Annotated in this window: 23 protein-coding genes, 1 tRNA gene and 1 pseudogene; 9 read left to right on the top strand and 16 right to left on the bottom strand. The window is 65.9% G+C overall.

The features are described 5' to 3' along the window. Nucleotides 1-33: 33 nt before the first annotated feature. The gene (locus tag FBQ73_RS18385; RefSeq protein WP_138400947.1) at nucleotides 34-939 is read left to right on the top strand and encodes a LysR family transcriptional regulator; all 906 of its coding nucleotides are present in this window, start codon (nucleotides 34-36) and stop codon (nucleotides 937-939) included. Nucleotides 940-1,151: 212 nt separating this feature from the next. Here the strand turns inward: FBQ73_RS18385 and katG are convergent, their stop codons facing one another. The 8 genes and pseudogenes from katG to FBQ73_RS18425 form a co-directional block, all read right to left on the bottom strand. Further along, a complete protein-coding gene (katG, locus tag FBQ73_RS18390) occupies nucleotides 1,152-3,335 on the bottom strand; it encodes a catalase/peroxidase HPI (RefSeq protein ID WP_138400948.1) in 2,184 nt (727 codons plus the stop codon). Then, a complete protein-coding gene (locus tag FBQ73_RS18395; protein WP_138400949.1) occupies nucleotides 3,332-3,796 on the bottom strand; it encodes a Fur family transcriptional regulator in 465 nt (154 codons plus the stop codon). Before FBQ73_RS18395 ends, katG begins: the two co-directional genes overlap by 4 nt. 199 nt (nucleotides 3,797-3,995) lie before the next feature. Then, on the bottom strand, nucleotides 3,996-4,553 hold the full coding sequence (locus tag FBQ73_RS18400) for an NADPH-dependent FMN reductase (protein ID WP_138400950.1): 558 nt from the start codon (nucleotides 4,551-4,553) through the stop codon (nucleotides 3,996-3,998). Nucleotides 4,554-4,591: 38 nt separating this feature from the next. Then, entirely contained in the window at nucleotides 4,592-5,317 is a 726-nt protein-coding gene (locus FBQ73_RS18405; RefSeq protein WP_138400951.1) for an SDR family NAD(P)-dependent oxidoreductase, read from the bottom strand. Nucleotides 5,318-5,412: 95 nt separating this feature from the next. Then, nucleotides 5,413-5,541: pseudogene (locus FBQ73_RS22945) on the bottom strand (oxidoreductase); the annotation flags it as partial. A 9-nt stretch (nucleotides 5,542-5,550) separates the two neighbouring features. After that, complete coding sequence (locus tag FBQ73_RS18415; protein WP_138400953.1) at nucleotides 5,551-6,399, bottom strand: siderophore-interacting protein; 849 nt, start codon at nucleotides 6,397-6,399, stop codon at nucleotides 5,551-5,553. Between the two features lie 16 nt (nucleotides 6,400-6,415). Then, nucleotides 6,416-6,961 carry a GlcG/HbpS family heme-binding protein gene (locus tag FBQ73_RS18420; protein WP_210236823.1) on the bottom strand — a complete coding sequence of 182 codons (546 nt, stop codon included), beginning with the start codon at nucleotides 6,959-6,961 and terminating at the stop codon, nucleotides 6,416-6,418. Next, nucleotides 6,958-7,500, bottom strand: a complete 543-nt coding sequence (locus FBQ73_RS18425; RefSeq protein ID WP_210236824.1) for a MarR family winged helix-turn-helix transcriptional regulator — start codon at nucleotides 7,498-7,500, stop codon at nucleotides 6,958-6,960. Before FBQ73_RS18425 ends, FBQ73_RS18420 begins: the two co-directional genes overlap by 4 nt. Before the next feature lie 422 nt (nucleotides 7,501-7,922). Here FBQ73_RS18425 and FBQ73_RS18430 point away from each other — a divergent pair, with 422 nt between their 5' ends. Next, nucleotides 7,923-8,624 carry a DNA-methyltransferase gene (locus FBQ73_RS18430; RefSeq protein ID WP_246089773.1) on the top strand — a complete coding sequence of 234 codons (702 nt, stop codon included), beginning with the start codon at nucleotides 7,923-7,925 and terminating at the stop codon, nucleotides 8,622-8,624. A gap of 417 nt (nucleotides 8,625-9,041) precedes the next feature. Here FBQ73_RS18430 and FBQ73_RS18435 read toward each other — a convergent pair. From FBQ73_RS18435 to FBQ73_RS18465, 7 genes are all read right to left on the bottom strand, one after another. Beyond that, nucleotides 9,042-9,118: transfer RNA gene (locus tag FBQ73_RS18435), tRNA-Arg, on the bottom strand. Nucleotides 9,119-9,297: 179 nt separating this feature from the next. After that, nucleotides 9,298-10,776 carry an ATP-binding protein gene (locus FBQ73_RS18440; protein ID WP_392567243.1) on the bottom strand — a complete coding sequence of 493 codons (1,479 nt, stop codon included), beginning with the start codon at nucleotides 10,774-10,776 and terminating at the stop codon, nucleotides 9,298-9,300. A gap of 201 nt (nucleotides 10,777-10,977) precedes the next feature. Then, the gene (locus FBQ73_RS18445; protein ID WP_392567241.1) at nucleotides 10,978-11,364 is read right to left on the bottom strand and encodes an HPr family phosphocarrier protein; all 387 of its coding nucleotides are present in this window, start codon (nucleotides 11,362-11,364) and stop codon (nucleotides 10,978-10,980) included. Continuing rightward, nucleotides 11,333-11,734 carry a PTS sugar transporter subunit IIA gene (locus FBQ73_RS18450; RefSeq protein ID WP_138400954.1) on the bottom strand — a complete coding sequence of 134 codons (402 nt, stop codon included), beginning with the start codon at nucleotides 11,732-11,734 and terminating at the stop codon, nucleotides 11,333-11,335. The genes FBQ73_RS18445 and FBQ73_RS18450 overlap by 32 nt, the downstream gene beginning before the upstream one ends. Nucleotides 11,735-11,843: 109 nt before the next feature. Then, on the bottom strand, nucleotides 11,844-12,293 hold the full coding sequence (locus FBQ73_RS18455; protein WP_138400955.1) for an HPr kinase/phosphorylase: 450 nt from the start codon (nucleotides 12,291-12,293) through the stop codon (nucleotides 11,844-11,846). A gap of 3 nt (nucleotides 12,294-12,296) precedes the next feature. Further along, on the bottom strand, nucleotides 12,297-14,105 hold the full coding sequence (locus FBQ73_RS18460) for a sensor histidine kinase (RefSeq protein ID WP_138400956.1): 1,809 nt from the start codon (nucleotides 14,103-14,105) through the stop codon (nucleotides 12,297-12,299). A 34-nt stretch (nucleotides 14,106-14,139) separates the two neighbouring features. Beyond that, complete coding sequence (locus FBQ73_RS18465) at nucleotides 14,140-14,838, bottom strand: response regulator transcription factor (RefSeq protein ID WP_012114836.1); 699 nt, start codon at nucleotides 14,836-14,838, stop codon at nucleotides 14,140-14,142. Between the two features lie 298 nt (nucleotides 14,839-15,136). On the opposite strand from FBQ73_RS18465, the gene FBQ73_RS18470 reads away from it, so the two are divergent. Both FBQ73_RS18470 and FBQ73_RS18475 read left to right on the top strand, forming a co-directional pair. After that, on the top strand, nucleotides 15,137-15,853 hold the full coding sequence (locus FBQ73_RS18470; RefSeq protein WP_138400957.1) for a HugZ family pyridoxamine 5'-phosphate oxidase: 717 nt from the start codon (nucleotides 15,137-15,139) through the stop codon (nucleotides 15,851-15,853). A gap of 208 nt (nucleotides 15,854-16,061) precedes the next feature. Next, on the top strand, nucleotides 16,062-17,675 hold the full coding sequence (locus FBQ73_RS18475; RefSeq protein WP_138400958.1) for a phosphoenolpyruvate carboxykinase: 1,614 nt from the start codon (nucleotides 16,062-16,064) through the stop codon (nucleotides 17,673-17,675). 181 nt (nucleotides 17,676-17,856) lie between these two features. Here FBQ73_RS18475 and FBQ73_RS18480 read toward each other — a convergent pair whose 3' ends face one another. Beyond that, nucleotides 17,857-18,273, bottom strand: a complete 417-nt coding sequence (locus FBQ73_RS18480) for a MucR family transcriptional regulator (protein WP_138400959.1) — start codon at nucleotides 18,271-18,273, stop codon at nucleotides 17,857-17,859. Nucleotides 18,274-18,804: 531 nt separating this feature from the next. Here FBQ73_RS18480 and msrB point away from each other — a divergent pair. From msrB to FBQ73_RS18505, 5 genes are all read left to right on the top strand, one after another. Beyond that, entirely contained in the window at nucleotides 18,805-19,275 is a 471-nt protein-coding gene (gene msrB, locus FBQ73_RS18485) for a peptide-methionine (R)-S-oxide reductase MsrB (RefSeq protein WP_138400960.1), read from the top strand. Then, complete coding sequence (locus FBQ73_RS18490) at nucleotides 19,265-21,361, top strand: S9 family peptidase (protein WP_138400961.1); 2,097 nt, start codon at nucleotides 19,265-19,267, stop codon at nucleotides 21,359-21,361. Before msrB ends, FBQ73_RS18490 begins: the two co-directional genes overlap by 11 nt. Nucleotides 21,362-21,593: 232 nt before the next feature. Beyond that, nucleotides 21,594-22,802: an LptF/LptG family permease gene (locus FBQ73_RS18495; protein WP_138400962.1), complete on the top strand. Its 1,209-nt coding sequence runs from the start codon at nucleotides 21,594-21,596 to the stop codon at nucleotides 22,800-22,802. A 5-nt stretch (nucleotides 22,803-22,807) separates the two neighbouring features. After that, the gene (gene lptG / locus FBQ73_RS18500; RefSeq protein WP_138400963.1) at nucleotides 22,808-23,902 is read left to right on the top strand and encodes an LPS export ABC transporter permease LptG; all 1,095 of its coding nucleotides are present in this window, start codon (nucleotides 22,808-22,810) and stop codon (nucleotides 23,900-23,902) included. A 68-nt stretch (nucleotides 23,903-23,970) separates the two neighbouring features. Beyond that, nucleotides 23,971-26,421 carry an LPS-assembly protein LptD gene (locus tag FBQ73_RS18505; protein WP_246089774.1) on the top strand — a complete coding sequence of 817 codons (2,451 nt, stop codon included), beginning with the start codon at nucleotides 23,971-23,973 and terminating at the stop codon, nucleotides 26,419-26,421. Nucleotides 26,422-26,482: the final 61 nt, after the last annotated feature.

Genomic DNA, 26,482 nt, shown 5'->3' on the forward strand with positions numbered 1-26,482 from the left:
TCATTCGAGCATCTGTTGTGCGGAATTTGAAGTATGGATTGGGACCATCTGCGCGTCTTCCTTGCCGTGGCGCGGCAGGGGCAGCTTCTGGCGGCGTCGCGGCGGCTGGGGCTCAACCATGCCACCGTGGCCCGCCGGCTCGATGCGCTGGAAGAGGCCCTCGGCGCCCCATTGTTCGATCGCCGCCCCGCCGGCTGCGTACCCACCGACGCTGGAGAACGGCTACTACCGGCGGCCGAGCGGGTGGAAGCGGAGATGCTGGGCATCGCCGAGAGCTTCCGCGACGCGGCAGCCGATGTCTCCGGCACCGTGCGCATCGGCGCGCCGGATGGGCTCGGCAACTACTTCCTCGCCGCGGAGCTGGGGGCGCTGGCTGCCCTTTATCCGGACCTCGTGGTGGAGCTGGTGCCGCTGCCGCGCACCTTCTCTTTGTCGCGGCGGGAGGCGGACCTGGCCATCGTACTCGACCGGCCCACGGAAGGCCGGCTGCTGGTCTCCCGGCTGATCGACTACACGCTCTCGGTCTATGCCGCCCGCGCCTATCTGGAGCGCCACGGCACTCCGGCGAGCGTGGAAGACCTCGCCGGCCACGTTGTGGTGACGGGGGTGGAGGACCTCGCCTATGCCTCGGCGCTGGATTATTCCGGCGTGCTGGAAAAGTACGGGCGCAGCCGGTTTCGCTGCGCCAGCGTCATGGGCCAGATGGAGGCGGTGCGGGCGGGGGCCGGCATCGGCGTGCTGCACGATTTCGCCGCCGGCCGGCATCTGGAGGCGCAAGGCCCGGATGCGCTGGTGCGGATCCTGCCCGGCATCGGCTTTCGCCGCTCCTATTTCCTCCTCGCCCATCCCGACACCGCGCAGGTGCGGCGCATCACGGTGCTGCGGGATGTTCTCACCCAGCGCTTCCGCGAGGCGCGCGCCCGCTTCATTCCCGGATGACGGGACGGGAGAACGAATGTAACCTGAACGTCAGGTTCGACATAGTGTACTTCCTTAGGATGCCATGAAAACAGGCTCCCACGCCTATACATTGCATGGATGTAGTAAAATTACGTGAAAACTGGGATTTATCACGGAGAAAAACCCCCGTGAGGGGGTTTTTCTCCCGCGCGGCGTCTCGACGGCGCCGGCTATCGCCGGGTTGTTTGGTGTCAACCGTGCAAATCGAAGCGATCAAGGTTGGTCACCTTGGTCCAGGCGGCGACGAAGTCGTTGACGAACTTCTCCTTCGCGTCCGTGCTGGCATAAACCTCGGCCAAGGCGCGCAGCACCGAGTTCGAGCCGAACACGAGGTCGACGCGGGTGCCGGTCCACTTCTGCACTCCGGTCTTGCGGTCACGCGCCTCGAACACGTCCTTGGCCTCGGGGACCGCCGTCCACTGGGTGCCCATATCCAGCAGGTTGACGAAGAAGTCGTTGGTCAGCACGCCCGGCTGGTCCGTGAGCACGCCGTGGGGGGAACCGCCGACATTGATGTTGATCGCGCGCAGGCCGCCGATCAGCACGGTCAGTTCGGGCGCGGTCAGGGTCAGCAGTTGCGCCTTGTCGATCAGGACCACCTCGGCGGGCGCCGCAAGCTCGGCGTGCTGGTAGTTGCGGAAGCCGTCCGCGGCCGGTTCGAGCACGTCGAAGGTGGCGACATCCGTCTGCTCCTGCGCGGCGTCGGTGCGGCCGGGCGCGAACGGCACGCTCACCTCGTGGCCGGCGGCCTTCGCCGCCTGCTCGACGCCGGCATTGCCGGCCAGCACGATCAGGTCGGCCAGCGAGACCTTCTTGCCGTCGCCCGCCGCCTGATTGAACTCGCGCTGGATGCCTTCCAATGCCTTGAGCACCCTGGCCAACTGTTCGGGCTGGTTGACCTCCCAGTCCTTCTGCGGGGCGAGGCGGATGCGCGCGCCGTTGGCGCCGCCGCGCTTGTCGCCGCCCCGGAAGGTGGAGGCCGAGGCCCAGGCGGTGCCGACCAGTTCGGACACGGTCAGGCCCGTGGCCAGAACCTTGGCCTTGAGCGCGGCGGCGTCGGCGCCGTTGATCAAGGGATGATCGACGGCGGGCACCGGATCCTGCCAGATCAGCACTTCCTTCGGCACTTCCGGGCCGAGATAGCGCGTGCGCGGACCAAGGTCCCGATGGGTCAGCTTGAACCAGGCCCGGGCAAACGCTTCGGCGAAGGCCTGCGGATTCTCCAGGAAGCGGCGCGAGATCTTCTCGTAGGCCGGGTCGAAGCGCAGCGACAGATCCGTGGTCAGCATGGTCGGCTTGCGCTTCTTCGACGGGTCGTGCGCGTCCGGGATGACGGCCTCGGCGTCCGTCGCCTCCCACTGGATGTGGCCGCCGGGGCTGCGGGTCTGCACCCATTCGAACTTGAACAGATTATCGAAGAAGTGGTTGCTCCACTGCGCCGGCGTCTGGGTCCAGGTGACTTCAAGCCCGCTGCCGATGGCATCGCCGGCGCTGCCGGTGCCGTAGTCGCTGATCCAGCCCAGGCCCTGGGCCTCGAGGCCGGCGGCTTCAGGCTCCGGTCCCTTGTGGGACTCGGGCGCGGCACCGTGGGTCTTGCCGAAGGTGTGGCCGCCGCCGATCAGCGCGACGGTTTCCTCGTCGTTCATCGCCATGCGCTTGAAGGTCTCGCGGATGAACGCGGCGGCGGAGACCGGGTCGCCGTTGGCGTTCGGACCTTCCGGGTTGACGTAGATCAGGCCCATCTCGGTGGCGCTGAGCGGATTGGGAAACGCATCGAGCGGCCGGTGGGTCAGCCAGGTGGTCTCGGACCCCCAGTTCACGTCGAGATCGGGCTCCCAGGTGTCTTCGCGGCCGGCGGCAAAGCCGAAGGTGCGAAAGCCCATGGTCTCCAGCGCCACGTTGCCGGTGAGGATCAGGAGGTCGGCCCAGGAGATCTTCTGCCCGTATTTCTGCTTGATCGGCCACAGCAGGCGGCGCGACTTGTCGATGTTCACATTGTCCGGCCAGCTGTCGAGCGGAGCGAAACGCTGCTGGCCGCGACCGCCGCCGCCGCGGCCATCGCTCAGGCGGTAGGTGCCGGCGGCGTGCCAGGACATGCGGATGAACTGCGGACCATAGTGGCCGAAGTCGGCCGGCCACCACTCCTGCGAGTTGGTCATCAGCTTGCGCAGATCGCTCTTCAGCGCCTCGTAGTCGAGCTTCGTGAACTCCTCACGGTAGTTGAACGTCCGGCCCAGCGGATCGGATTTGGACGAGTGCTGGTTCAGCAGGTCAAGGCGCAGCTGGTTCGGCCACCAGTGGCGGTTCTCGGTGCCCCCGCCGGCGACGAGCTTGGAGGCACTCCCCGAAAACGGGCATTTGGCTTCAGTTGTCATGGCTTTTCTTTCCTTTGGCTTGCTGTGTCGTCACAATCCTGGCACACGCCGCGAAAGACGATGCTGGCTTCGAGGATGCGCATGCCGTGCGTATCGCATGGTTCGATGCAGGGGGCATGACCGACAATACAATCCACGTCCTCGATGCGCCCGCATCGAATGCATTGGATGTGGTGGTGATTATCTTGAATGCGCGTTTCGTACCGCGCGCTGGCGGAATCCGGCAGGCTGATGCGACGGATCAGGCCCTTCCCGGAAAGCCCTTGCACGATCAGGTGGACGGCTTGAAGAGAGATGGTCGGCAGCGCGGGACGCACGGCCTGAAAGATGGCTTCGGCATCGGCATGCGGATGATGGTGCAGGAAATCCAGGACCGTGACGCGCTGCACGGTGGCGCGCAGCCCCTTGGCTCTCAGGGCTTGAACCCAGTCAGGGGTGCGGTGGACGGTCGGCGGACGCATGCCGGCAGTATGGATCTTATTGTGATGGATTCAATATAGAGAGTTATTAAAAATATTGAGAGACGGTTTCACCGATCCGGTCGGCTCAGCCCGATTGGTGAATCCGTCTCTGAAATCATGAAATGGAACGTGCTGTCCGATCAGTGTGGAGCGCAGGCGGATCGGTGCGTGACTTGGCGCGGCACCTGGCCACTTTCGGTCACTTCCCTACGGTCAGCGCGATCCAGTCCGCAAATTTGTCGGCGAAGGTCTTGAGGAAATCCTTCGTGGCGTCGCTGGTCAGCCTGCCGTCGGCGTCGAGGAGATCGCCGACCTTGGAGATGTAGGCTTCCGGCTGCTGCAATATCGGCATGTCGAGGAAGACCAGCGGCTGGCGCAGGTGGTGATTGGCGCCGAAGGCGCCGAGCAGGCCCGGCGAGACGCTGACGATGGCTGCGGGCTTGCCACTCCAGACGCTCTTTCCATAGGGCCGCGAGCCGACGTCGAGCGCGTTCTTCAGGCCGCCGGGGATCGAGCGGTTGTATTCCGGCGTCACAAAGAGCACGGCGTCGGACGCAGCGACTTCGCCGCGGAACCGCGCCCAAGGCGCGGGCGGCGTCTCGCCATCGAGGTCGGGATTGTAGAGCGGCAGATCGCCGATCTCGACAATGCCAAGGTCGAGGCGCGGGGCGGCGATCTCCTTCAGCGCGAGTGCGATCGAACGGCTGAATGCGCCTTTCCGAAGGCTGCCTACGATGACGGCGACATGGACGGACATGATGAGTTCCTTTTCGGGTTGGGTTGATCCTGGCCGGCTCAGCTCACCAGCGTCAGCCCGCCATCGACCACGATGGTCTGGCCGGTGATGAAGCCGCACTGCATGAGGAAGATGTAGGCCGAGGCGACCTCCTCGATCTCGGCCGTGCGGCCGAGCGGGATGGTCTGCGAGAAGCGCTTCTGCGTGGCCAGCACGTCGGCGGCCGGCATGCCTCGCCAGAGCGGCGTCGGCGTCCATGTCGGCGCCACAGCGTTCACACGGGCCTTCGGGGCGAGCTCGACCGCAAGGCCCTGAACCAGAGTGCGGATGGCGTCGTTGCCGATGATCGCGCCGGAGGCATTGTGCGGGCGGCCGCCGGAGCCGGCGGTGAAGGTCATACTGCCGCCGTCCGCAATCTTCTTCGCCGCATGGCGTGCGATCTGAAGATTGGCAAAGAGCTTTTCGTCGACGGCGCGCCGGATTGTCTCATAGTCGGCATCGAGAAAGCCGCCGCCCATGAAGCCGCCAGCCATCGAGACCAGATGGTGGAAAGGCTCGACCTTCTCGAAGAAGGCTGCGACCGACGCGACTTCAGCCGCATCGACCACATGCCCGGCAGCCTCGTGCCCGGCCGATGCGAACTCCGCGACGACACGCTGCAGCTTTGCCGCATCCCGGCCGGTGATGACCAGGCGGGCGCCCAGCCCGACTGCCTTGAGGGACGTCGCCTTGCCGAAGCCGGACGTCCCGCCGATGACGACGACTGTCTTGTCCTTGAGGCTCACCCTGCCGTCCTTTCCGTTGTCGTCGGCTCCGCGGCGAATGCGAACAACCCTCTCGTCGTCGCGGGAGCGCAGTCGCGATATTGCCAGGGCGCCTTGCCGAGATGCATGAGGTGCCAGTCGCCGGCCTGTCCGTTGGTGGCCGAGAACCGGCACATGGGCGCAATGACGATGCGGTTTTCGAGCCGGAGCGGACCGAGGAGAATTTCCGAGAGCAGATGACTCACAGGCTTCGCCTACTCGTCGAGACTGTCGTGAACGGCCGTTGCGCCACGCCGCCAGTAGCCCGAGGCCCGGACCCATTTGGGATTGGCGCCATGCTCGGCGATCAGGGCCTGACGCAATTGCTTGACGGTCTCCGACTCGCCGGCGATCCAGGCGTGGTATTCGCCGCCCGGGAAAGGGATGGTCTTCAACGCCTCGACCAGCGGGGTGGCGTTCGGCAACGCCTTGCCGCGATGCACCCAATGGATCGTCGCAACGGCGTTGGTCTCGAAGGGCAGTTCGTCGGCCTCCCCCTTCACCTCGACCAGCACGACAGCGCGTGCGCCCACAGGCAGCTCGTCCAACCGCCGAGCGATCGCCGGCAACGCTGTCTCGTCGCCGATCAGCAGGTGCCAGTCGAAATCGGTCGGCAGGATGAAGGAGCCGCGCGGCCCGCCGACGCCGAGCATCTGGCCGGGTCTTGCCTGCCGTGCCCAGTCGCTCGCAGGGCCGCCGTCATGGAGCGCGAAGTCGATCTGAAGCGTGCGCGCGACCGGATCATAGTGGCGCGGCGTGAAGTCTCGCATGATCGGATGCGCGCGCCCATCCGGGAAGGTGACACTCTTCTCGCCAAGTTCCGGGCGCGATGGCGCATCCTCGCCGGGGGCGGGAAAGAACAGCTTCACATGATCGTCGAAGCCGGGGCTGGTGAAGCCCTCGAGCTCGTCACCGCCAAGCGTGATCCGCGTCATATGCGGCGTCAGCTTCTCGACCTGCCGCACATCGAGCAGACGGAAGCGAAGCTCATGCCGCACACGGTGGGGTTGTCGCTCGTCTTCGTCGCGATTGCTCTTGCGGATCACTTGCTGGACTTCGTTCATTACATGCTCCGTCCTGTCAAAATTCGGCAAATGATTTGGCGATCAGCGTCGCGATCTCCTGATCGGTCTCGCCGGTTCCACCGCTGACGCCGACCGCGCCGATCACCTCGCCATCGAGGAGAACCGGCATGCCGCCCTCGAGCGGCAGCAGCCCCGGCACGGTCGCCATGGATGGCTTGCCCGAATTGATCATGTCCTCGAACAGTTTCGACGGTGCCTTGAGGAAAGCCGCCGTGCGCGCCTTGCCGATCGCGACCTCCACCGTCACGATCGCGGCGCCGTCCATCCGAGCGAAGGCAAGCTGATGGCCCGAGCGGTCCACCACCGAGATGGCCAACTTCAGGTTGCGCTCAGCCGCAACGCCGAGACCTTTGGCCAGAAGCTTCTGTGCCGCCGACAGCGACAGCTCATGGACAATATTGACGTGCTCGGCGGGCATTCTCGCCCCTCCCGGCGCTGGACCGGCCTGCGCGAAGGCGGAATTGGCCATGAGAGCCCCGCCGGCAGCCAGGGCCGCAAGAATGCAGACCGCACGTCGCAGCGCCTTGAGCACCCATCTCATTGCTGACCTCCGGCGCGTGATCGGGTCGCGCCGCCGAACGCCGGGCCGGTGTCGCAGGACACCCCGTCGCTGCCCGCCTGCCCGTTGGCGATGATGCGCTCCAGGAAGCCCATGAGCTGCTCGATCTCCTCGGGCTTGAAGCCCCGCAGGTGCGTATTCAGCACGTCGATGGCGATGGGCCTGAGGCGCGGATAGAGCGCTTCCCCCGCGGGCGTCAGCGCGACGGTCATGACCCGCCCGTCCGCGGGCGACGGGACGCGCCGGACCAGTCCGAGCTTCACCAGCCGGTCCAGCATCCGGGTCATGGCGCCGCTGTCGTATCCGAGGGTCCGGCAAAGCTCGCTCGCCGTGCTGCCGATGCCGCCGCCGATGCGGATCAGCACCACCCATTGCGCGCCGGTGATCCCCACAGTCTGGGCACGGCGATCGACCGCCCGCGTCATCTGCGCGGCCGCGTCGATCAGCGTCCGGCCGACATTGTGGACGGCATCGTAGGTTGCTTCGGAGATCGAAGGGAGAAGGACTTCGCCGATTGACACCAACAGCCTCACGCTGGAAATTATCTGCCTAGGCAGATAAATAGGTATTGGAAAGATTGCCGTCAAGGCGACGACTGGCCGTCGGTGCAAGTGGCCACCGGAGCCGCGACCCTGTGGGCTCCGGGTGCGCCGCGCTTTCGATCGTGACGGACCCACCAACTCCGAGGCTCACCGCTGGACCGCAGTGAACATCGCTCGTACCCGCATCATGCCGATGTTTCGCAGGAGGATGCAGCGGGCGGCGGAGCCCATGCGGTTAGCACAGAGGCGGCCTATGGCCGCGTCTGTGCCGGCACAATCGGTGGTAGCCCCGTGGTAGCTCCAAGCCAAAAGGCCATATCTGCCCCGCCGGGGCGATAACTCAATGGTAAGCGTCGTCCCGGGCGCACCTTCATAGGTTGGGCGTGAGAGGGCAGTCTGACGTGCTCCCGCTGCTGAAGGAGCGCGGGTTTGCCGGGCTCCTGACCGATCCGCCCTATTCCAGCGGCGGAGCGTTCAAGGGGGACCGCTCGGCGCCGACCAGCTCGAAATACCAGTCCTCGGCGCATAGGGGCATCTATCCGGAGTTTCAGGGCGACACCCGCGACCAGCGTTCCTACTTCGCCTGGCTGACCCTCTGGCTCTCCCGCGCTCGGGGCCTGGTCGTTCCAGGCGCCCTCGGGTGCGTCTTCACAGATTGGCGCCAGATGCCCACCACCACCGACGCACTGCAGGCGGCCGGCTGGGTCTGGCGGGGCATCGTGCCGTGGGACAAGACAGAGCGTGGCCGGCCGCAGCAGGGGCGGTATCGGGCGCAGGCGGAGTATGTGGTCTGGGGAACGGAGGGACCGCGTCCCCTCACCGGGCCGACAGCTCCCGGCGTGTTCCGGGCTCCGGTGCCGAGGCACAAGCACCACATCGCCGGCAAGCCGGTGGCTGTGATGGAGGGCCTCCTGGTGCCCATGGAGGCGGGGGCGATCCTCGACCCGTTCATGGGCTCGGGTACAGTCGGGCTGGCTTGCCAGGCGGTGGGGAGGCCCTACGTCGGGATCGAGGTCGATGCGGCCTATTTCGAGATCGCGTGCCGGCGGCTGCAGGAGGGGTTAAACGGCGCTTCAAGCCAGGAGGAGGCCGGTGCAATTTGATCCTGCGCGCGGTGCAATTCGATTTTGCGCGCTACACCCCAACAGCCGCATCGACGACCTCATCCCATGGGCCTATCCGGCGCAACCGGTCCTCAGCAACGTGGCCTGAAGACGACGCTTACACCTAATGCATTGATTTATTGAGAGAAACTGGATCGGGCGAAGGGATTCGAACCCTCGATCCCAACCTTGGAAAGGGGGTTGGCGCGCTCGCCGCGTTATGACCGCGATCTCCCTTGAGGAAAAAACAGACCTCTGTTCCTCTGGCCAGTCGCTCGGACACCCGCCTAACCACTATAGGGTGCGAAGGGGTATCCATCCTTCCAAAACCGGCTGAAAAACCGGCTGAACTCAGAAAATTCAGCCGGCAGATCCAGACAGAGCGTCTGAAAATAATTGTTATTTCAATTTGTTAGATGGCGCGCCGGGGAAGATTCGAACTCCCGACCCCCAGATTCGTAGTCTGGTGCTCTATCCAGCTGAGCTACCGGCGCCTGTGCCCGAAACCGGTGGGAACCGGCCTGGAAGGGAAGCCCTTCCGGGGCGTCGCGGCGTTGGAGCGCCGCGAGGACCCGTGAGCTACACCCTTCCAGCGGACCACGCAAGACCGGATCACTGAGAAAAACCGCTTGGCGCTACTCCCATGTGGAAAACTGCGCGGTACGTCGAAACCTCACGCCCGGATGCGCTCGCGTCGATGGTGACGGCTTTCCGGCTGGTCGGGAATGGTGATGCGGAAGGTGGTGCCCACCTGCGTGTCCAGAAGGCGGATCTCGCCGCCATGAGCCCGCACCAGTTCGTCGGCGATGGGCAGGCCGAGCCCGGTGCCGCCGCGCCGCGCCGAGGACACGAAGGCCTCGAACAGATGCTCGCGCCGCGCCGCGGGAATGCCGGGCCCGGTGTCGCCCATCTCGATCTCCACCAACGCCCCCTTGCGCCGGGCCTTGATGCGGATCTGGTCGCGCTCGGGATCCACCGGCGCACGCACCTCCAGCGCCTGAACGGCGTTGCGGGCGATGTTCAGGATCACGCGGAAAAGTTGGTCCGGGTCGGCATCGGCAACCAGCCCACGCTCGATATCCACCACCCAGCCGATTCCCGAGCCGCCCTGCAGGCCCAACGTCTCGCGCACCTCGTCGAAGAGGTGGGCAAGCGCCACGTCGCGCCGCTCGGGCAGCGGCTCCTTGGCGCGGCCATAGGAGAGGGTCTGCTCGCAATAGGTGATGGCGCGGTCGAGGGCGGCCAGCAGCTTGGGCGCGAACCGCTGCACCGTGGGGTCCGGCACCGTTGCCAGGCGATCGGAGAGCAGCTGCGCGGACGACAGCAGGTTGCGCAGATCGTGGTTGATCTTTGAGACGGCGAGGCCGAGCGCCGCCAGATGGCTCTTCTGGTGCAGCGTCTGGGACAGCTCGCGCTGCATCTCCTCGAGCGCCTCCTCGGCGGTGCCGATCTCGTCGGAGCGGCCCGAGGGCACGATGATCCGGGAAGCGTCCTCCGGATTCTCCCGGAACGCCGAGATGCGCTCGGTGAGCCGCCGCATGGGCCTCACGAACAGCCAGTTGAGGCTCACATAGACCAGCACGCCAGCGGCCACAGCCACCGCCAGCGACACCAGCAGCACGGTGGCGGCGAAGCGCAGCAGGGCCGCGCGCAGGGGCGTGCCGCTGAGGACGATCTCGATGAAATCTGCGCCGTGCGGCGGATCGCCCACCACGCGCAGGATGCTGCCCTCCCCGGCCGTGAGCGTGTCGAAAGCGTCGCGCACCGCGGTCCACAGGGTGGTCTCGCGCATGTCGATGTGGACATTGGCCATGGGCGGCATGTCGGAGGCGGCAAGGAGGCGGCGGGTGTCCTCTCGCTTCACGACGATCACCTTGGCGCCAACGCTCTCCAGCAGCTGGCGGGTCAGGTCGGGCGAAATGCCCTCCTGCGGGGCGGCATCCAGCACCAGGGCGGCGGTGCGGGCCGCCGCCAGCCGGTCGGAGAGCCAGGCGATACGGTAATTGGCGATGGTGGGCACCAGCACCGCGATTTCGGCCATGGCCACCACGGCGACGGTCAAGGCAAGGAGCTTCGTGGACAGCCCGAGGCTCCACCGTGCGCCCCGGGGCGGCGGTGTTGTCACCTCCTGATGGCTCGTCGGCTCCAACATGGCCATGATACGGGGGGAAGACCCGTCCCGGATCCCCGCGCACAGCGCGCGAGCGATCGACATTAAGAAATAGGCAACCAATCGGTCACCGGCCAGAGCGACTTGAGATTGAGGTAAACGCCGGCCACAAGCGGAGCGCCGGAATGGCGGGCCCTGGGTTTCGCAGCCGGCCTGCGGCGCGGTGCAGCCCCGGCGAAAGCGCTACTCTTCCTCGCCGAAGCGATCGGCCACCAGGGCATGAAGGGCCTCAAGCACCGCAGCGGCCTCGTTGCCGGTTGCGGTCACGGTCACGCTGGTACCGGGGCCGGCGGCCAGCATCATCAGCCCCATGATGGAATTGCCGCCCACCGCCTCGCCGTTGCGACATACGGTCACGTAGGCGTCGAACCGCTCCACCGTCTGCACGAACTTGGCGGAGGCGCGGGCATGCAGGCCGCGCTTGTTCACGATCGGCAGGGCGCGCACCAGAGCCTCGGGTGCGATGGGCCCACCGCACGCCGCCTCGGGACACTCGTGGGCTTGTGCGTCGCCCGCGTCCGCCCGCGGAACGAAGGCGTCATTTACCGGAGAGGACACGGCTTGCGACATTGATGTATTTCCTACCGGCTTCCTGCGCCACGTCGACGGCCTGCTCCAGCGGCAGCTCGCCGCGCACCTTGGCCAGCTTCACCAGCATGGGCAGGTTGATGCCCGCCACCACCTCAACGTCCGGCGTATTCATCACCGAGATGGCGAGATTGGAGGGCGTGCCACCGAACATGTCCGTGAGGATCACCACGCCATCGCCGGTCCGCACCCGGTCCACGGCTTCGATGATGTCCTGCCGCCGCCGCTCCATATCGTCCTCGGGACCAATGGTAACGGTCGCCATCTGGGTCTGCGGACCCATGACGTGCTCCAGGGCGGAGCAGAATTCGTCTGCGAGGCGGCCATGTGTGACGAGGACGAGACCGATCATGCTTCCTCCGCCTCCACCACCCCTTGGATGAAGGCCTCCCGCGTTGCGGGACGGCCATATTCAGATCGGCTCAAAAATTACGCAAGGGGTGCAACGCACAAAAGCACATTTAATCATCGTGGTCACGCGTTCCGATAATGCAAGCGAGAACCAGTGGCGCCTGCTGCCACTCCTCCAGAGGAATACGTTCAACTTCAATGCCTTGAAGCATCATTCGCCGGGCTTCCGGGGTCGGCATCCGGCCCGCGTCCGATGCTGCAAGATCGACCACATGCCGCACCGCGACCATGGGACGATACGGTAGCCGGCGGATGCCGAGGCCCCGCATCTCGATCAACCCGGCAAGTCTTTGGGCCGGCCGCGCCACCAGAACGCCCTCCTCCGGCGACAACAGCACTCGGTCGTCGGCCACCAGCTCGGCCGGGGGCAGGCTGCGCGGGGCGTCGAGGATGAGCCGCAGGGCGAGGCTCGATTTGCCCGAGCCCGAGGGCCCGCGGATCAGCACACCGAGGTCACCGATGGCGATGCAGCTCGCATGGATACTGGCGGGCGCGCCCACGGCTCAGGCGGCCGGTAAGCGCACGACGAAGCGGGCGCCGGTCACCCGCAGGGTGCCGTCGGGCTCGGTTTCCGTGCGATTCTCAGCCCAGATGGTGCCGCCGTGGGCCTCGGCGATCTGCCGGGAGATTGAGAGGCCAAGCCCCGAATTCTGCCCGAAGCCCTGGTGCGGCCGGTCCGTGTAGAAGCGCTCGAAGATGCGCGAGAGCGCGTCCGGGCGAATGCCTGGGCCGTCGTCGTCCACCACGATCTCGGCACCGTCCTTCAGCCGGCGGCACATGACGCGCACCGATCCGCCCTCGGGCGAGAAGGAGCGGGCGTTGGAGACGAGATTGTCCACAACCTGGCCCAGTCGCGAGGCATGGCCCGCCACCAGGAAGTCGGCCGGCGCGCCGTGTGCCCGCTCGAAAGTGAGCGACACGCAGACGCCGTCGTCCTTGCGCACGTCCTGGGCAAGGCCCACCACCATCTCCAGCAATTGCTTGAGATCGACGCTCGCCGCCTCCTGCCGCTGCAGCTCGGCATCAAGCCGACTGGCGTCGGAAATATCGGAAATGAGGCGGTCCAGACGTTTCACGTCGTGCTGGATCACGTCCATCAGGCGGTTGCGCGAGGTGTCACTCTTGGCGAGCGGCAGCGTCTCCACCGCGCTGCGCAGGGAGGTGAGCGGGTTCTTGAGTTCGTGCGCCACGTCGGCGGCGAAGCTCTCGATGGCCTCAATGCGATTGTAAAGGGCGCCAGTCATGTCGCGCAGGGCGCCGGAGAGATGGCCGATCTCGTCCGAGCGGGCGGTGAAATCCGGGATCTCCACCCGCGACTTGATGCGCCGGCGCACCCGTTCGGCCGCCGCCGCGAGCTTGCGCACCGGATCGGCGATGGTGCCGGCGAGCAGCACCGAGAGCAGCACCATCACCACTGCCGCCACCAGGAACACGCGCACGATGACGAAGCGCTCGGCCTTCACCGCCGCGTCGATCTCGCCGCTCTGGGTTGACAAGAGCAGCACGCCGAGGATGGCGCGGAAGCGCTGGACCGGCACGGCGACAGAGACCACCACCTGTCCGCGCTCGTCCACCCGCACCTCACTGGCCTTCACGCCCATGGCGGCGGAGGCGACCTCGGGATAATTCTTGCCGGCCTGGGGGCCGAACTCCTTGTAGAGCGGCAGGTCGCCGCGGCCGAACCACAGCTGCACCGCCTGCCAGGCCCGCTCCAGCACACCAGGCTTCGGCTCGTTGGGGGACGGCAGGTCGTAGCGCAGGATCTCGCCGCGCGAATAGAGCGAACGGGAATCCAGCAGCAGCTGGCCTTCGCGGTCATAGATGCGGGCGCGGGTGCGGGTCGGCCCCACCAGGCGCCGCAGCACCGGGGCGACGCGCTCGGGATTGATGGGGAATTCCAGCGGCGCGAAGCCGTCGTCGGGGCCGTAGCTCTCGCCCGCCTGCAATTCCAGCAGCCGCTCGGGATCGAGGGTGATGGCATTGGTTTCCACCTGCGCCGAGGAGGCGATGGCGGCGGCGATGATCTCGCCCTGCACCAGGAGACTCTGGATGCGCGCGTCGATGAGGCCGGATCGGAACTCCGACAGATAGAGGATGCCCGACACCAGGGCGCACAGCCCGGCGAGGTTGAGCAGCACGATACGCCGGGTAAGCGAGGAGAAGCCCTTGAAGGCCACGAAGCGGCGCACGCGCTTCAGCCACGCGATCACACCGCCGCGCGGCTCGCGCCCGCGGTCCGCCCGGCCGCCGGAGGCGCCGGGACCGCCCAGGGCCATCTCGTCGGCCCGGGCCTCGTCGGTGTGCGCCGTCATGTCGTCCAGAGCCCCCGGCGCGGTGCCGTGGTGCTCACTCCTTGAACCGGTAGCCGACGCCGTACAGGGTCTCGATCATCTCGAAGCTGTCGTCCACCGACTTGAACTTCTTGCGCAGCCGCTTGATGTGGCTGTCGATGGTGCGGTCGTCCACATAGACCTGATCGTCATAGGCCGCATCCATCAGCGCGTTGCGGCTCTTGACCACGCCGGGACGCTGGGCCAGCGCCTGCAGGATCAGGAATTCGGTGACGGTGAGGGTCACCGGCTCGCCCTTCCAGGTGCAGGTGTGGCGCTCGGGATCCATGCGCAGATTGCCGCGCTCCAGCACCTTGGCGCTGTCGGTCTCGCGGGGGGCGGCGCCATCCTTGGCACCGACCCGGCGCAGCACGGCCTTCACCCGCTCCACCAGCAGGCGCTGGGAGAACGGCTTCTTGATAAAGTCATCGGCGCCCATCTTGAGGCCGAACAGTTCGTCGATCTCCTCATCCTTGGAGGTGAGGAAGATCACCGGCATGTCGGTCTTCTGGCGCAAGCGGCGCAGCAGCTCCATGCCGTCCATGCGCGGCATCTTGATGTCGAGGATGGCGAGGTCCGGCGGGTTGGTCTTGAATCCATCCAGGGCCGAGGCGCCATCGGTGTAGGTGTCGATGCGATAGCCTTCCGCCTCCAGTGCGATGGAAACCGAGGTCAGAATGTTGCGGTCGTCGTCGACGAGGGCGATGGTGGGCATGACACCTCTTTTCAGCCGTCTGGAAACAGCGGCCTCAACTGCGGCCTTACGCGAGGGGTGAACCCCGTTCGCGTGGCCGAAATGTGACACACAAGAGTCGACTGCCGCAAAATAGCGGGATTCTCCACTGACGCCAAACGTCACCTTGTAAATGTCGCCCATAAGGCCCGACCGGACCGAGCCTCGACCCGGCCAAGCGTCACCACGTTCGCCCTGCGGCGGCCTGCGGTGGCGGCAGCGCTTGCGCTGGGCAGGCGGACCGCATCATCCTGCGTTGGTCTGAAGGGAGCATGGTTTCATGGCCGAATCTGCCGCCACCGCCGTCCGCCGGCTCATCCGCGAAGCGCGCTTCGGCGCGCTGGCGACGCTGGAGGGTACGGGCGGGCCCTATGCCTCGCTGGTGGCGGTGGCCACCGGTCCGGAAGGCCGCCCCACCCTGCTCATCTCCCGCCTCGCCCGACACACCCGCAACATCGCCGGTGATGCGCGGGTCTCCCTTCTGATCTCGGCGGCAGGCGCCATCGATCCACTGAATGCGCCGCGGGCCAGCCTCATCGGCCGCATCGTGGCGGCGCCGGAGGCCGAGGTGCGCGCCCGGTACCTCGCCCGCCATCCTGCCGCAGCTGGCTATGTGGACTTCACGGACTTTGCCTTCCACGCCATCCATGTGGAAGAGGCGCACCTGGTGGAGGGTTTCGGCCGTATCGTGGACGTGCCGGGCGCCGCCCTCCTCACCGACTGGACCGGGGCCGAAGCACTGGCAGCGGGTGCCGACGGTGTCATCGCGCACATGAATGCCGACCACTCGGATGCCGTCGGCCTTTACGCAACGGTCCTTCTCGGTGCGCCCGAGGGCGCCTGGCGCATGGTGGCGGTGGACCCGGAAGGCTGCGAGATTTCCAGCGGCGAGCTGGTCCGTCGTCTAGAATTTTCGCAGCGCGTTACTGATCTTACCGCAGTGCGTCAAGAACTCGTCGCCCTCGTGCAGAAGGCGCGTCAGGGAACCGCTGCCTGAGCCACGGCGTTTCTTAGGAAACGCCGTGGCTGTCCCCACTTGTAGAGTGGGGCTGCATCGCGTTCCGGATGGACGTTTGGCGGTATTTCCTTTGGCGGCGTCTCCTTATAGCCTGAGGAGGCGTGGCATCCCTCAAGGATGCAGGATGGCGTCCGTGTGCCGCGCGGAGCCGGCTTCAAGCCGGTGGGAACATCAGGAGGACGATTCCTTGCTCGAAACCGGCCACCGGAACAGCGCCTGCGGCGCCGCCAGCTTCGGTTTGAAACACCTTACCGCGGTTCACTGGAACCTGCTGGAGCCCGCGCTCTACGAGCACGCCCTGGCGAACCGGGAAGCCCGCCTGTCCTCCGGCGGCGCGCTGGTTGCGGAGACGGGCGCCCATACCGGCCGCAGCCCCAAGGACAAGTTCGTGGTCCGCGACGCCGACACCGAGGCCGAGGTGTGGTGGGACAACAACGGCGCCATCTCACCGGAGCAGTTCGAGACGCTCTACCAGGACTTCCTCGCGGCGGCCGAGGACAAGACCCTCTATGCCCAGGACCTCTACGGCGGCGCCGACCCCTCCTGCCGCATCAAGGTGCGCGTCTATACCGAGTTCGCCTGGCACTCGCTGTTCATCCGCACCATGCTGCGCCGGCCGGAGCAGGCCGAGCTGGACAGCTTCGTGCCCGAACTCACCATCATCGACCTGCCGTCCTTCAAGGCGGATCCGGCGCGCCACGGGGTACGCTCGGAGACGGTGATCGCGGTGAATTTCACCCGCGGCATCGTGCTGATCGGCAATTCGTCCTATGCGGGCGAGATGAAAAAGTCGGTGTTCACGGCGCTGAACTACATCCTGCCGAAAAAGGGCATCATGCCCATGCACTGCTCGGCGAACGTGGGCGCGGACGGCGACGTATGCCTGTTCTTCGGCCTGTCCGGCACCGGCAAGACCACCCTCTCCGCCGATCCCAACCGCACCCTTCTGGGCGATGACGAGCACGGCTGGAGCCAGAGCGGCGTCTTCAATTTCGAGGGCGGCTGCTACGCCAAGACCATCCGCCTCTCGGCCGAGGCAGAGCCGGAGATCTTCGCCGCCTCCAACCGCTTCGGCACGGTGCTGGAGAACGTGCTGCTGGACAAAGTCACCCACGTCCCCGACTTCGACGACGGCAGCCTGACCGAGAACACCCGCTCCTGCTATCCCCTGTCGTTCATTCCCAATGCCAGCGCCACCAGCGTCGCGGGCATGCCGAAGAACGTGGTGATGCTCACCTGCGACGCCTTCGGCGTGCTGCCGCCCATCGCCCGTCTGACCCCGGCGCAGGCCATGTATCACTTCCTGTCGGGCTACACCGCCAAGGTCGCCGGTACCGAGAAGGGGGTGAAGGATCCGGAAGCCACCTTCTCCACCTGCTTCGGCGCCCCCTTCATGCCGCGCCATCCCTCGGTGTACGGCAATCTTCTGCGTGACCTGATCGCGGAACATCAGGTGGACTGCTGGCTGGTGAACACCGGCTGGACCGGCGGCAAGTTCGGCACCGGACGGCGAATGCCCATTAAAGTCACCCGCACCCTGCTCACGGCTGTGCTGGACGGCTCGCTGAAGGGCGCATCGTTCCGCACCGATCCCTATTTCGGGTTCGAGGTGCCCACCAATGTGCCCGGCATCGAGCCGCATGTGCTCTATCCGTCCAAGACCTGGGCCGACAAGGCGGAGTTCGACGCCACCGCGCGCCGGCTGGTGGAGATGTTCCGGGAGAATTTCACCCGGTTCGAGAGCCATGTGGACGCCGCCGTGCGCGACGCCCAGCCCCATGTGCGCATCGCCGCCGAGTAACGGTCGCGGAGTAATGGCCATCGCGTAGCACGGCCTGGATGGACGCGCCTCGTTCGTCCCCGGTCTCCAGATCTGGTTTCAAACAGGTCCGGTTTAAAAAGCAAAGGCCCGGCACCACAGTGCCGGGCCTTTTTGTCTCCGGGTCTTGCTGTCCAAAGCCGCCCTTGGACGCACCTGAGGATCAGGCGCCCCGGCGGCGCTGCTGGCCAAGGCCCATCTGCTTGGCCAGTTCCGAGCGGGCGGCCGCGTAATTTGGCGCCACCATGGGATAGTCGGCCGGCAGGCCCCACTTCTCGCGGTATTGCTCGGGGGTCATATCGTAGCGGGTGCGCAGGTGGCGCTTCAGGGACTTGAACTTCTTACCGTCCTCCAGACAGATGATGAAGTCCGGATTCACCGACTTCTTCACCGCCACGGCGGGCTTGGCCGGCTCGGAGACGGGCTCTTCCTCGCCGCTGGAGAGACGCTGGAGCGTGCCGTAGACCTCATTGATGAGGGAGGGCAGATCGGCAAGGGCAACCGTGTTGTTGCTGACATAGGCCGAAACGATGTCCGTCGCGAGCTCGATAAAGGCGGTCGTATCGGTGGTTTCGCTCATGGGACCTTCTTCGCGGTTGGTTTTCTTGGCATCGAATGGATGAAATTCAAAACGGCCCGCGCGGGTAGCGCCTTTGGGCCAACTGCGCGAACCGCAGGACCTTGCCCGCGAAGTTGATCTGGAATGGCGCCGTCTTCGGACGAAGGTCGAACCTCAATCGGGGACCATTGAAACCTCCGCCGATTCGGGCCCACCGGCGACGAACCTTGCTTCCCCTCCCCGTTCAGCCGCTCCACAGCGATCCGACGAAGAAGGTGCTCTATATTTGTTAATTTCGCGACTTCAGCTTTGCAACCAGTATTTCGCGAAAACGTTTGCTGTTCTTGCATACATAAGGGTCGTCCAAGGTTCCGGCCATGATCGGCCCAGCGGGGCGCGTTCGATCTCGGGGCGGGTCCACGGATCAGACCCGGCCCGCGCCCCCCCGGCTGCCGCCTCTCGTCGCCAAAAAGGCAGTGCCGCGCCCGCCGCCGCCTTGCCGTTGCCACCGGGAGTGCCTACCTCTCGTGATAATCGAACCAGGGGTCTTCCATGCCCAATCCTGCCCCGTCTCCCGTCGCCCCATCTCTTGCTGCCCAGGGTGACAGCGATACCAAGGTGGTGAAAAGTGAGAGCGAATGGCGCTCCTGCCTGACGCCCGAGCAGTTTCGAATCACCCGCGAGCATGGCACCGAACGCGCCTTCACCGGCCCTTACTGGGACGAGAAGCGCGCGGGTCTTTATTCCTGCGTTGCCTGTGGAACCCCGCTGTTTCGCTCCGAAACCAAGTATGATTCGGGCACGGGCTGGCCGAGCTTCTTCTCCCCGATCTCCCCCGACGCGGTCGTGACACACGAAGATACCTCCCATGGGATGCGCCGCATAGAGGTGCGCTGCGCCAGTTGCGAGAGTCACCTGGGCCACGTCTTCCCGGATGGACCGGCACCCACGGGCCTGCGCTTCTGCCTGAACGGCACCGCCCTCAAGCTTGTGCCCGACGACGGAGACACCCGTGGCGCCTGAGCCGCCGCGCGCACCACGCCGCCCCAGTGAACGCATTGTCCACGGCGTGGCTCTCACCGAGGACTATGCTTGGCTGCGCGCCGAAAACTGGCGCGCCGTCATGCGCGATCCGTCGGTGCTGGACGCCGACATCCGTACCTATCTGGAGGCGGAAAACGCCTACGCGGAGGCCTATTTCGCTCCCATGGGTGAGGCCAAGACGGCCCTCGTCGCCGAGATGCGCGGGCGCATCAAGGAGGATGACTCGTCCGTTCCCGCCCCGGATGGCTCCTTCGCCTATTTCTCCCGCCACCGGGAGGGCGGCCAGCATCCGCTCTATTGCCGCAAGCCCCTGCCCGATGGGCCCGAGGCCATCCTGCTGGACGGCGACAAGGAAGCGGACGGCAAGGCCTATTTTCATTTCGGCCACTGGCGCCACACCCGCGACCATGCCCGCCTCGCCTTCGCGGCCGACACCTCCGGCTCGGAGCTGTACGCCATCCGCGTCCGCGACCTGACGAGCGGCGCCGACCTGCCCGACGTGATCGAGGAAACCACCGGCGACCTTTTATGGAGCGCCGACGGGTCGGTGCTCTATTATATCCGCCGCGATGCCGAGCACCGGCCATCCAGGGTGTTCCGTCACGTGCTGGGCACCGATCCCGCCACCGACACCCTCATCTATGAGGAGCCGGACAAGGGCTTTTTCGTCTCGCTGGGCGAGACCCAGTCCCACCGCTACGGCCTCATCGCCTGTGGTGACCATGACACCTCGGAGGTCCACTTGCTGGACCTGACCCAAGCCGCGCCCCTGCCCCGCTGCATCGCCCCGCGCGAGACCGGCGTGCGTTACGAGGTGGAGCACCACCCAAGCCTCGCCGGTATCGACAGCCTGATCCTCCTCACCAACGCGGACGGGGCGGAGGATTTCAAGCTCGTCACCGCCCCCACGGCCACGCCGGAACGCGCGAACTGGCGCGATCTGGTGCCCCACCGGGCCGGGCGGATGATCCTGAGCCACACCCTCTTCGCCGGCCACATGGCCCGGCTGGAGCGGGAAGCAGGGCTGCCGCGCATCATCATCCGCGACATCGCCTCGGGGGATGAACACGCCATAGCCTTCGACGAGGAAGCCTATGCGCTGGGGCTCCACCCCGGCTTCGGCTTCGACACCAGCGCGGTGCGCTTCACCTACGCCTCCATGACCACCCCGTCCGAGGTGTGGGACTACGACATGGCGAGCCGCCGCCGGGAGATGCTGAAGCGCCAGGAGGTCCCCTCCGGCCACGACCCGGCGGACTACGTGACCCGGCGGCTCTATGCCTCCGCGCCGGATGGGGAAAGCGTTCCGATCTCCCTGCTTTATCGCAAGGGAACCCCGCTCAACGGCTCCGCCCCGCTCCTGCTCTATGGCTATGGCGCCTACGGCATCACCATTCCGGCCGGCTTCTCCACCAGCCGCCTGTCGCTGGTGGATCGCGGCTTTATCTATGCCATCGCCCATGTGCGCGGGGGTACCGACAAGGGCTGGCGCTGGTATGCCGACGGCAAGCTTGCGGGGAAGACCAACACCTTCACCGATTTTGTCGCCTGCGCCGAGCATCTGGTGGCCGAGGGCTTCACCACGCCTGACCGCATCGTCGCCCAGGGCGGCTCAGCGGGGGGCATGCTGATGGGAGCGGTCGCCAATCTGCGGCCGGACCTGTTCGCCGGCATCGTGGCCGAAGTCCCGTTCGTGGACGTGCTGACCACCATGCTGGACGACACCCTGCCCCTGACCCCGCCCGAATGGCCCGAATGGGGCAATCCCATTACCGACGAGGCGGCATTCCGGCGCATCCTCAGCTATTCGCCCGTGGATAACGTGCGGCCGCAGGCCTACCCTTCCATCTTCGCCCTCGCCGGACTGACCGATCCCCGCGTCACCTATTGGGAGCCGGCGAAATGGGTGGCGCGGCTGCGCGCGGCCGACACCGGCGGGCGGACCATCCTGCTGCGCACCAACATGGATGCGGGACACGGGGGCGCCGCCGGGCGATTCGACAAACTGGACGAGGTGGCCCTCGTCTATCTGTTCGCATTGAAGACGGTGGGCCGCACAACCTGAGGGCGCCGGGAGACGCGCGGCCTGGATCGTGATGCGGCCGGGGCGGCAAACCGGCCTCCTTGCTTGATGTTGTACAGAGTTTCGCTGGTCTGGCCGGGGGCGGCAGATCGCGCAGGGTTCCGAAGGCCTGCCCCGGCGGCATTTGCGCCGGGCGCGGCTTCCGGCTATCCAGAGCGCGCTCGATTGGGGGAATGCGAGAGAGGGGCGGCTCCGCGCATTGAGGCACGCTTTGATGGGCCGTCTGGATCGTTACATTTTCTCGACCGCCGCGGTGGCCTTCCTCGGCGTCGTGGTGGTGCTCGCCGGCATGATATGGGCGACGCAGGCCCTGCGCCAGCTCGACCTCGTCACCAGCCAGGGCCAGACCATCATTGCGTTTGTCGCCATCACCAGTCTCACCATGCCCACGCTGGTTCTGGTGATCGCCCCGGCGGCGCTGTTCATCGCCACCTCCTACACTTTGCTCAAGCTCAACGGCGACAGCGAGATCGTGGTGATGGCCTCGGCCGGCATGGGGCCATGGCGGCTGCTGCGGCCTCTCATCATCCTCGCCTTGCTGGTCTCGGCCTTCTGCTCGCTCCTCGCCATCAAGGTGGTGCCGGCGAGCCTTGCCACCTTCCGCGAGCAGGTCACCAAGGTGCGCGCGGATGTGGTGTCCTTCGTCGCCCAGCCGGGACGGTTCGTGAACCTGTCGCAGGGCCTCGTCTTTCATGTCCGCGAGCGCGCCGCCAACGGGGTGATGCGCGGCATCTTCATCAATGACGCGCGCGATGACGGCGTCTCCACCTACCTTGCCGACCGCGGCCAGATCATCGAAAGCGACGCCGGCATCTTCCTGGTGCTGGAGAACGGCTCCATCCAGCGGCGCGGCGGCGCCGAGAAGGACGCCGACAAGGACCCGAACAAGGATGCGAGCAAGGACAAGGGCAAGTCGTCCAACTCCTCCGTGGTGGAGTTCCAGCGCTACGCCTTCGACCTGTCGTCCCTCGCCCCCAATGCCCAGGGCCAGGACGTGAAGCCCATGGAGCGGCCCATTTCCTTCGTGATGAACCCGCCCGAGGACGACCTCTACCTGCGCTTCTTCCCCGGTCGCTACCGGGAGGAACTGCACAAGCGCCTGTCCGCGGGGCTTTATCCCATGGCCTTCTTCGCCATCGCCGCCGCGGCGCTGGCAAGCCCCCGCACCACCCGGCAGAGCCGTGGCGCGGCGCTGGGCGCCATCATCCCGGCCATGGGCGCGGTGCAGATCGGCAATTTCGCCATTGCCGGCCAGCTGAAGACCCAGGCCGGCGCGGTGCCGCTCATCTATCTCCTGCCGATCGTCACCGTGGCCATCTGCGCCATGGTGATCCAGGGCTGGATCCGCCTCTCCCCGCCGGCGGCGTTGGTCGCCCTCGGGGATTGGCTGAAGCAGCGCTTCACGCGGCGCGCGGCGGCCTGAGCCACATGATCGGACGCATTCTCGGCTTCTATTTCGCGCGGCGGTTCGCCAGCGCTGTGGTGCTCATCTTCCTGTCCTGCGTGACGCTCATCGTGCTCGTGGACTTCCTGGAGATGGCGCGCCGCACCGCCGACCGCGAGCAGGTGACCCTGGGGCTGCTCGCCCTCATCACCCTCTACCGCGCGCCGGCCTTCACCGAGCAGCTCATGCCGTTCGCCGTGCTGTTCGGCGCTATCTCCACCTTCGTGCTGCTGTCGCGGCGGCTGGAGCTGGTTGTGGCGCGAGCGGTAGGGCTCTCGGTCTGGCAGTTCATCACGCCGCCGGTGCTGGTGGCCTTCCTCATCGGCGTGTTCGCCACCACCGTGTTCAATCCGGTCTCCGCCAATTTCAAGGAGCGCGCGAACCAGATCGAAGGCGAGATCTTCGGCTCCTCCTCCTCGGGACTGCTGCCCCAGGGCAAGAAGGAGTTCTGGGTGCGCCAGCAGAGCGTGGACGGCCAGTCGATCATCCAGGCCCAGGCCTCCCAGCAGGGCGGGCGGGCGCTGACCGGGGTGGTGGTGTTCGAGTTCGACAAGGCCGACCGTCTCGTGGAACGTGTGGAGGCTCGCTCTGCAACCTTGGGAGATGGTGCATGGATTCTTACCGACGCCAGGGTGCTGGTTCCGGGCCTCGATCATCAACACTATGACACCTATCTGATCGCCACGAATCTCGATCCCAAGCAGATCCAGGAGTCGCTGATCGCCCCGGAAACCGTGTCGTTTTGGCAACTTCCCGCCGCCATCCGCAGTGCGGAACAATCGGGCTTCGGCGCCGAAAGATACCGCCTTCAGCTCCAGAGTCTTCTCGCCCGGCCGTTTCTGCTGGTGGCAATGGTACTCATTGCCGCGGTGGTGGGGCTTCGGGTGTTCCGCTTCGGCGGGGTGGGCCAGACGATTCTCGGTGGCGTGCTTGCGGGCTTTCTGCTTTATGTTGGAACCAAGCTCGCTGAGGATCTCGGCGAGGCGGGAATCGTTCATCCCGTTGCTGCATCATGGTTTCCTGCGGTGACCGGGATTCTTCTGGGGGTACTCATTCTGTTGCATCGGGAGGACGGATGACGGTCGGGCTTCCCCCCGCCGTAGGCAGCATCACCGGGGACCGGCGCCGCAGCGCGCGCCGGACGGGGATGCTTGCGTCCGCGGCCGGCCTCTTCCTGATGGCAGCGAGCCTCCTCGCCGCCGCGCCCGCGGTGGCGCAGAGCGACCAGCAGAGCACCGTGAATTCCAGCGCGCTTGGCTCGGGCTTCTCGGGCGCGCGCAAGCTCGACCCGAACCAGAAGATGCTGGTGACGGCCGACCAGCTCGAATACGACTACCAGAAGGAAACGGTCTCCGCCGTCGGCACTGTCCAGATCTATTATGACGGCTCGACCCTGGAGGCGAACCGGGTGGTGCTCGACCGCAAGTCGAACACCCTCTTTGCCCAGGGCAATGTCCGGCTGAAGGACAAGGACGGCAAGATCGTCACTGCCGACAACCTGCAGCTGACCCAGGACTTCAAGCAGGGCTTCATCGATTCCCTGCGCCTCGACACCGTGGACAAGACCCACTTCGCCGCCACCCGTGCCGACCGCACGGACGGCAATGTGACCGTATTCCAGAACGGCATCTATACCGCCTGCGAACCGTGCAAGGACGACCCGAGCAAGCCTCCGCTGTGGCAGATCAAGGCCAAGAAGATCATCCACAACGAAGACGAGAAGATGATCTACTACCAGGACGCCTGGATAGAATTCTTCGGCATGCCCGTGGCCTATTTCCCGTATCTGTCCTCGCCCGACCCGACGGTGAAGCGCAAGACCGGCTTCCTCATCCCGGAATTCTTCTCGTCCAGCCAGATCGGCTATGGGGTCGGCACGCCCTTCTTCTGGAACATCGCGCCTGACCGCGACCTGACCCTGACGCCCGCAGTCACCACCAAGCAAGGTGTGCTGATGCAGGCGGAGTGGCGGCAGCGCCTGATCAACGGTGCCTACACCATCCGCGCCGCCGGCATCATGCAGCAGGACAAGGACGCCTTCACCACCACGTCCAATGGGGTGACCGAATATCTGCCCGGCTACCGCGACGATCGCGGCGCCATCCAGAGCACCGGCGCATTCGCCCTGAACAAGTTCTGGACCTTCGGCTGGGACGGGACCCTCGTCTCCGACCGCACGTTCCTGCAGGACTACAATCTCATCAGCGACGGGGTCACCACCAAGACCTCCACCGTCTACCTGACCGGCCAGGGCGACCGCTCCTTCTTCGACGTGCGGGGGCTGTATTTCCTCGGCCTCTCGGTGACCGACAACCAGGACCTCCAGCCCATCGTCGGCACGCTCAACTACAACAAGGTGTTCGACAAGCCCCTGTGGGGCGGTGAATCCGGCATCAAGGTCAACCTCACCAGCCTGACCCGCCAGGAGGCTGACTTCATCGGCACCTCGGCGCTCACCTCCAACACCGGTGCCGTGGGCATCCCCACCGGCTCCTGCGCGCTCATGAACCCCAATCCGGAGCAGTGCCTGCTGCGCGGCGCGCCGGGCGACTATACCCGCCTGTCGGCGGAGCTGTACTGGAAGAAGGCCATCACCGACCCGATGGGTCAGATCTGGACGCCGTTCGTGACCGCGCGGGTGGACGTCGCCTCCGTGGACACCGGCTACCTGCCCTACAGCTACATGTATGGCGCCACTCTGCCCGGCCAGAACCCGCTCCAGTCGGGCAGCGACGACCTGATCCGCGGCATGCCGGCGGTGGGCCTCGACTATAAGTATCCCTTCATCTCCGCCGAGAGCTGGGGCACCCAGACCATCGAGCCGCGGGCCCAGCTCATCATCCGGCCAAACGAGACGGACATCGGCAAGTTCCCGAACGAGGACGCCCAGAGCCTGGTGTTCGACGACACCAACCTGTTCGAGGTGAACAAATATTCGGGTTACGATCGGGTCGAGGGCGGCAGCCGCGTCAATCTCGGCGTGACCTATACCGCCGCCATCCAGGGGGCGGGCCTCGTCACCGCGGTGGTCGGCCAGTCCTACAACCTGTTCGGCCGGAACTCCTTCGCCTATGGCGACATGGCCAATACGGGCCTTGAGTCGGGCCTTGAGACCACAGCGTCCGACTACATCGCCAAGTTCGGCTACTCGCCCACCAAGTATCTCGAATTCGTGACCCGCTTCCGCTTCGACAACGACAACCTCTCCATGCAGCGCTTCGAACTGCAGGGACGGGCGGAGCTGGACCGGTTCAACGTAGCCCTCACCTACGGCCGCTACGAAGCCCAGCCGCTGCTCGGCTATTACGACAAGCGCGAGGGCATCTACACCAACGCCTCGTACAAGCTGAACGACAATTGGGCCATCCGTGGCGCGGTGCGCTACGATTTCGCCGCCGGCGAGTTCGACTATACGCTGGTGGGCCTCAGCTACATCGACGACTGCTTCACCCTCGCCCTCAACTACGTCACCGACTACACTCTGAACGGCCCCAATGCGGCGCCGGTCAACAAGGTGATGTTCCGCATCGGGCTGAGAACGCTTGGCGAGGGCGGATTCTCCACCTCGTTCGGCTCCAGCAGCGAAACCAGCCAGTGAGGCCACGCACCGGCTGAACCGGGCGCAGCTTCGGCTGCGGTCGGCTCGGCGGGCCGCAATG

This window comes from Xanthobacter autotrophicus, from assembly GCF_005871085.1.
Lineage (GTDB): Bacteria > Pseudomonadota > Alphaproteobacteria > Rhizobiales > Xanthobacteraceae > Xanthobacter > Xanthobacter autotrophicus.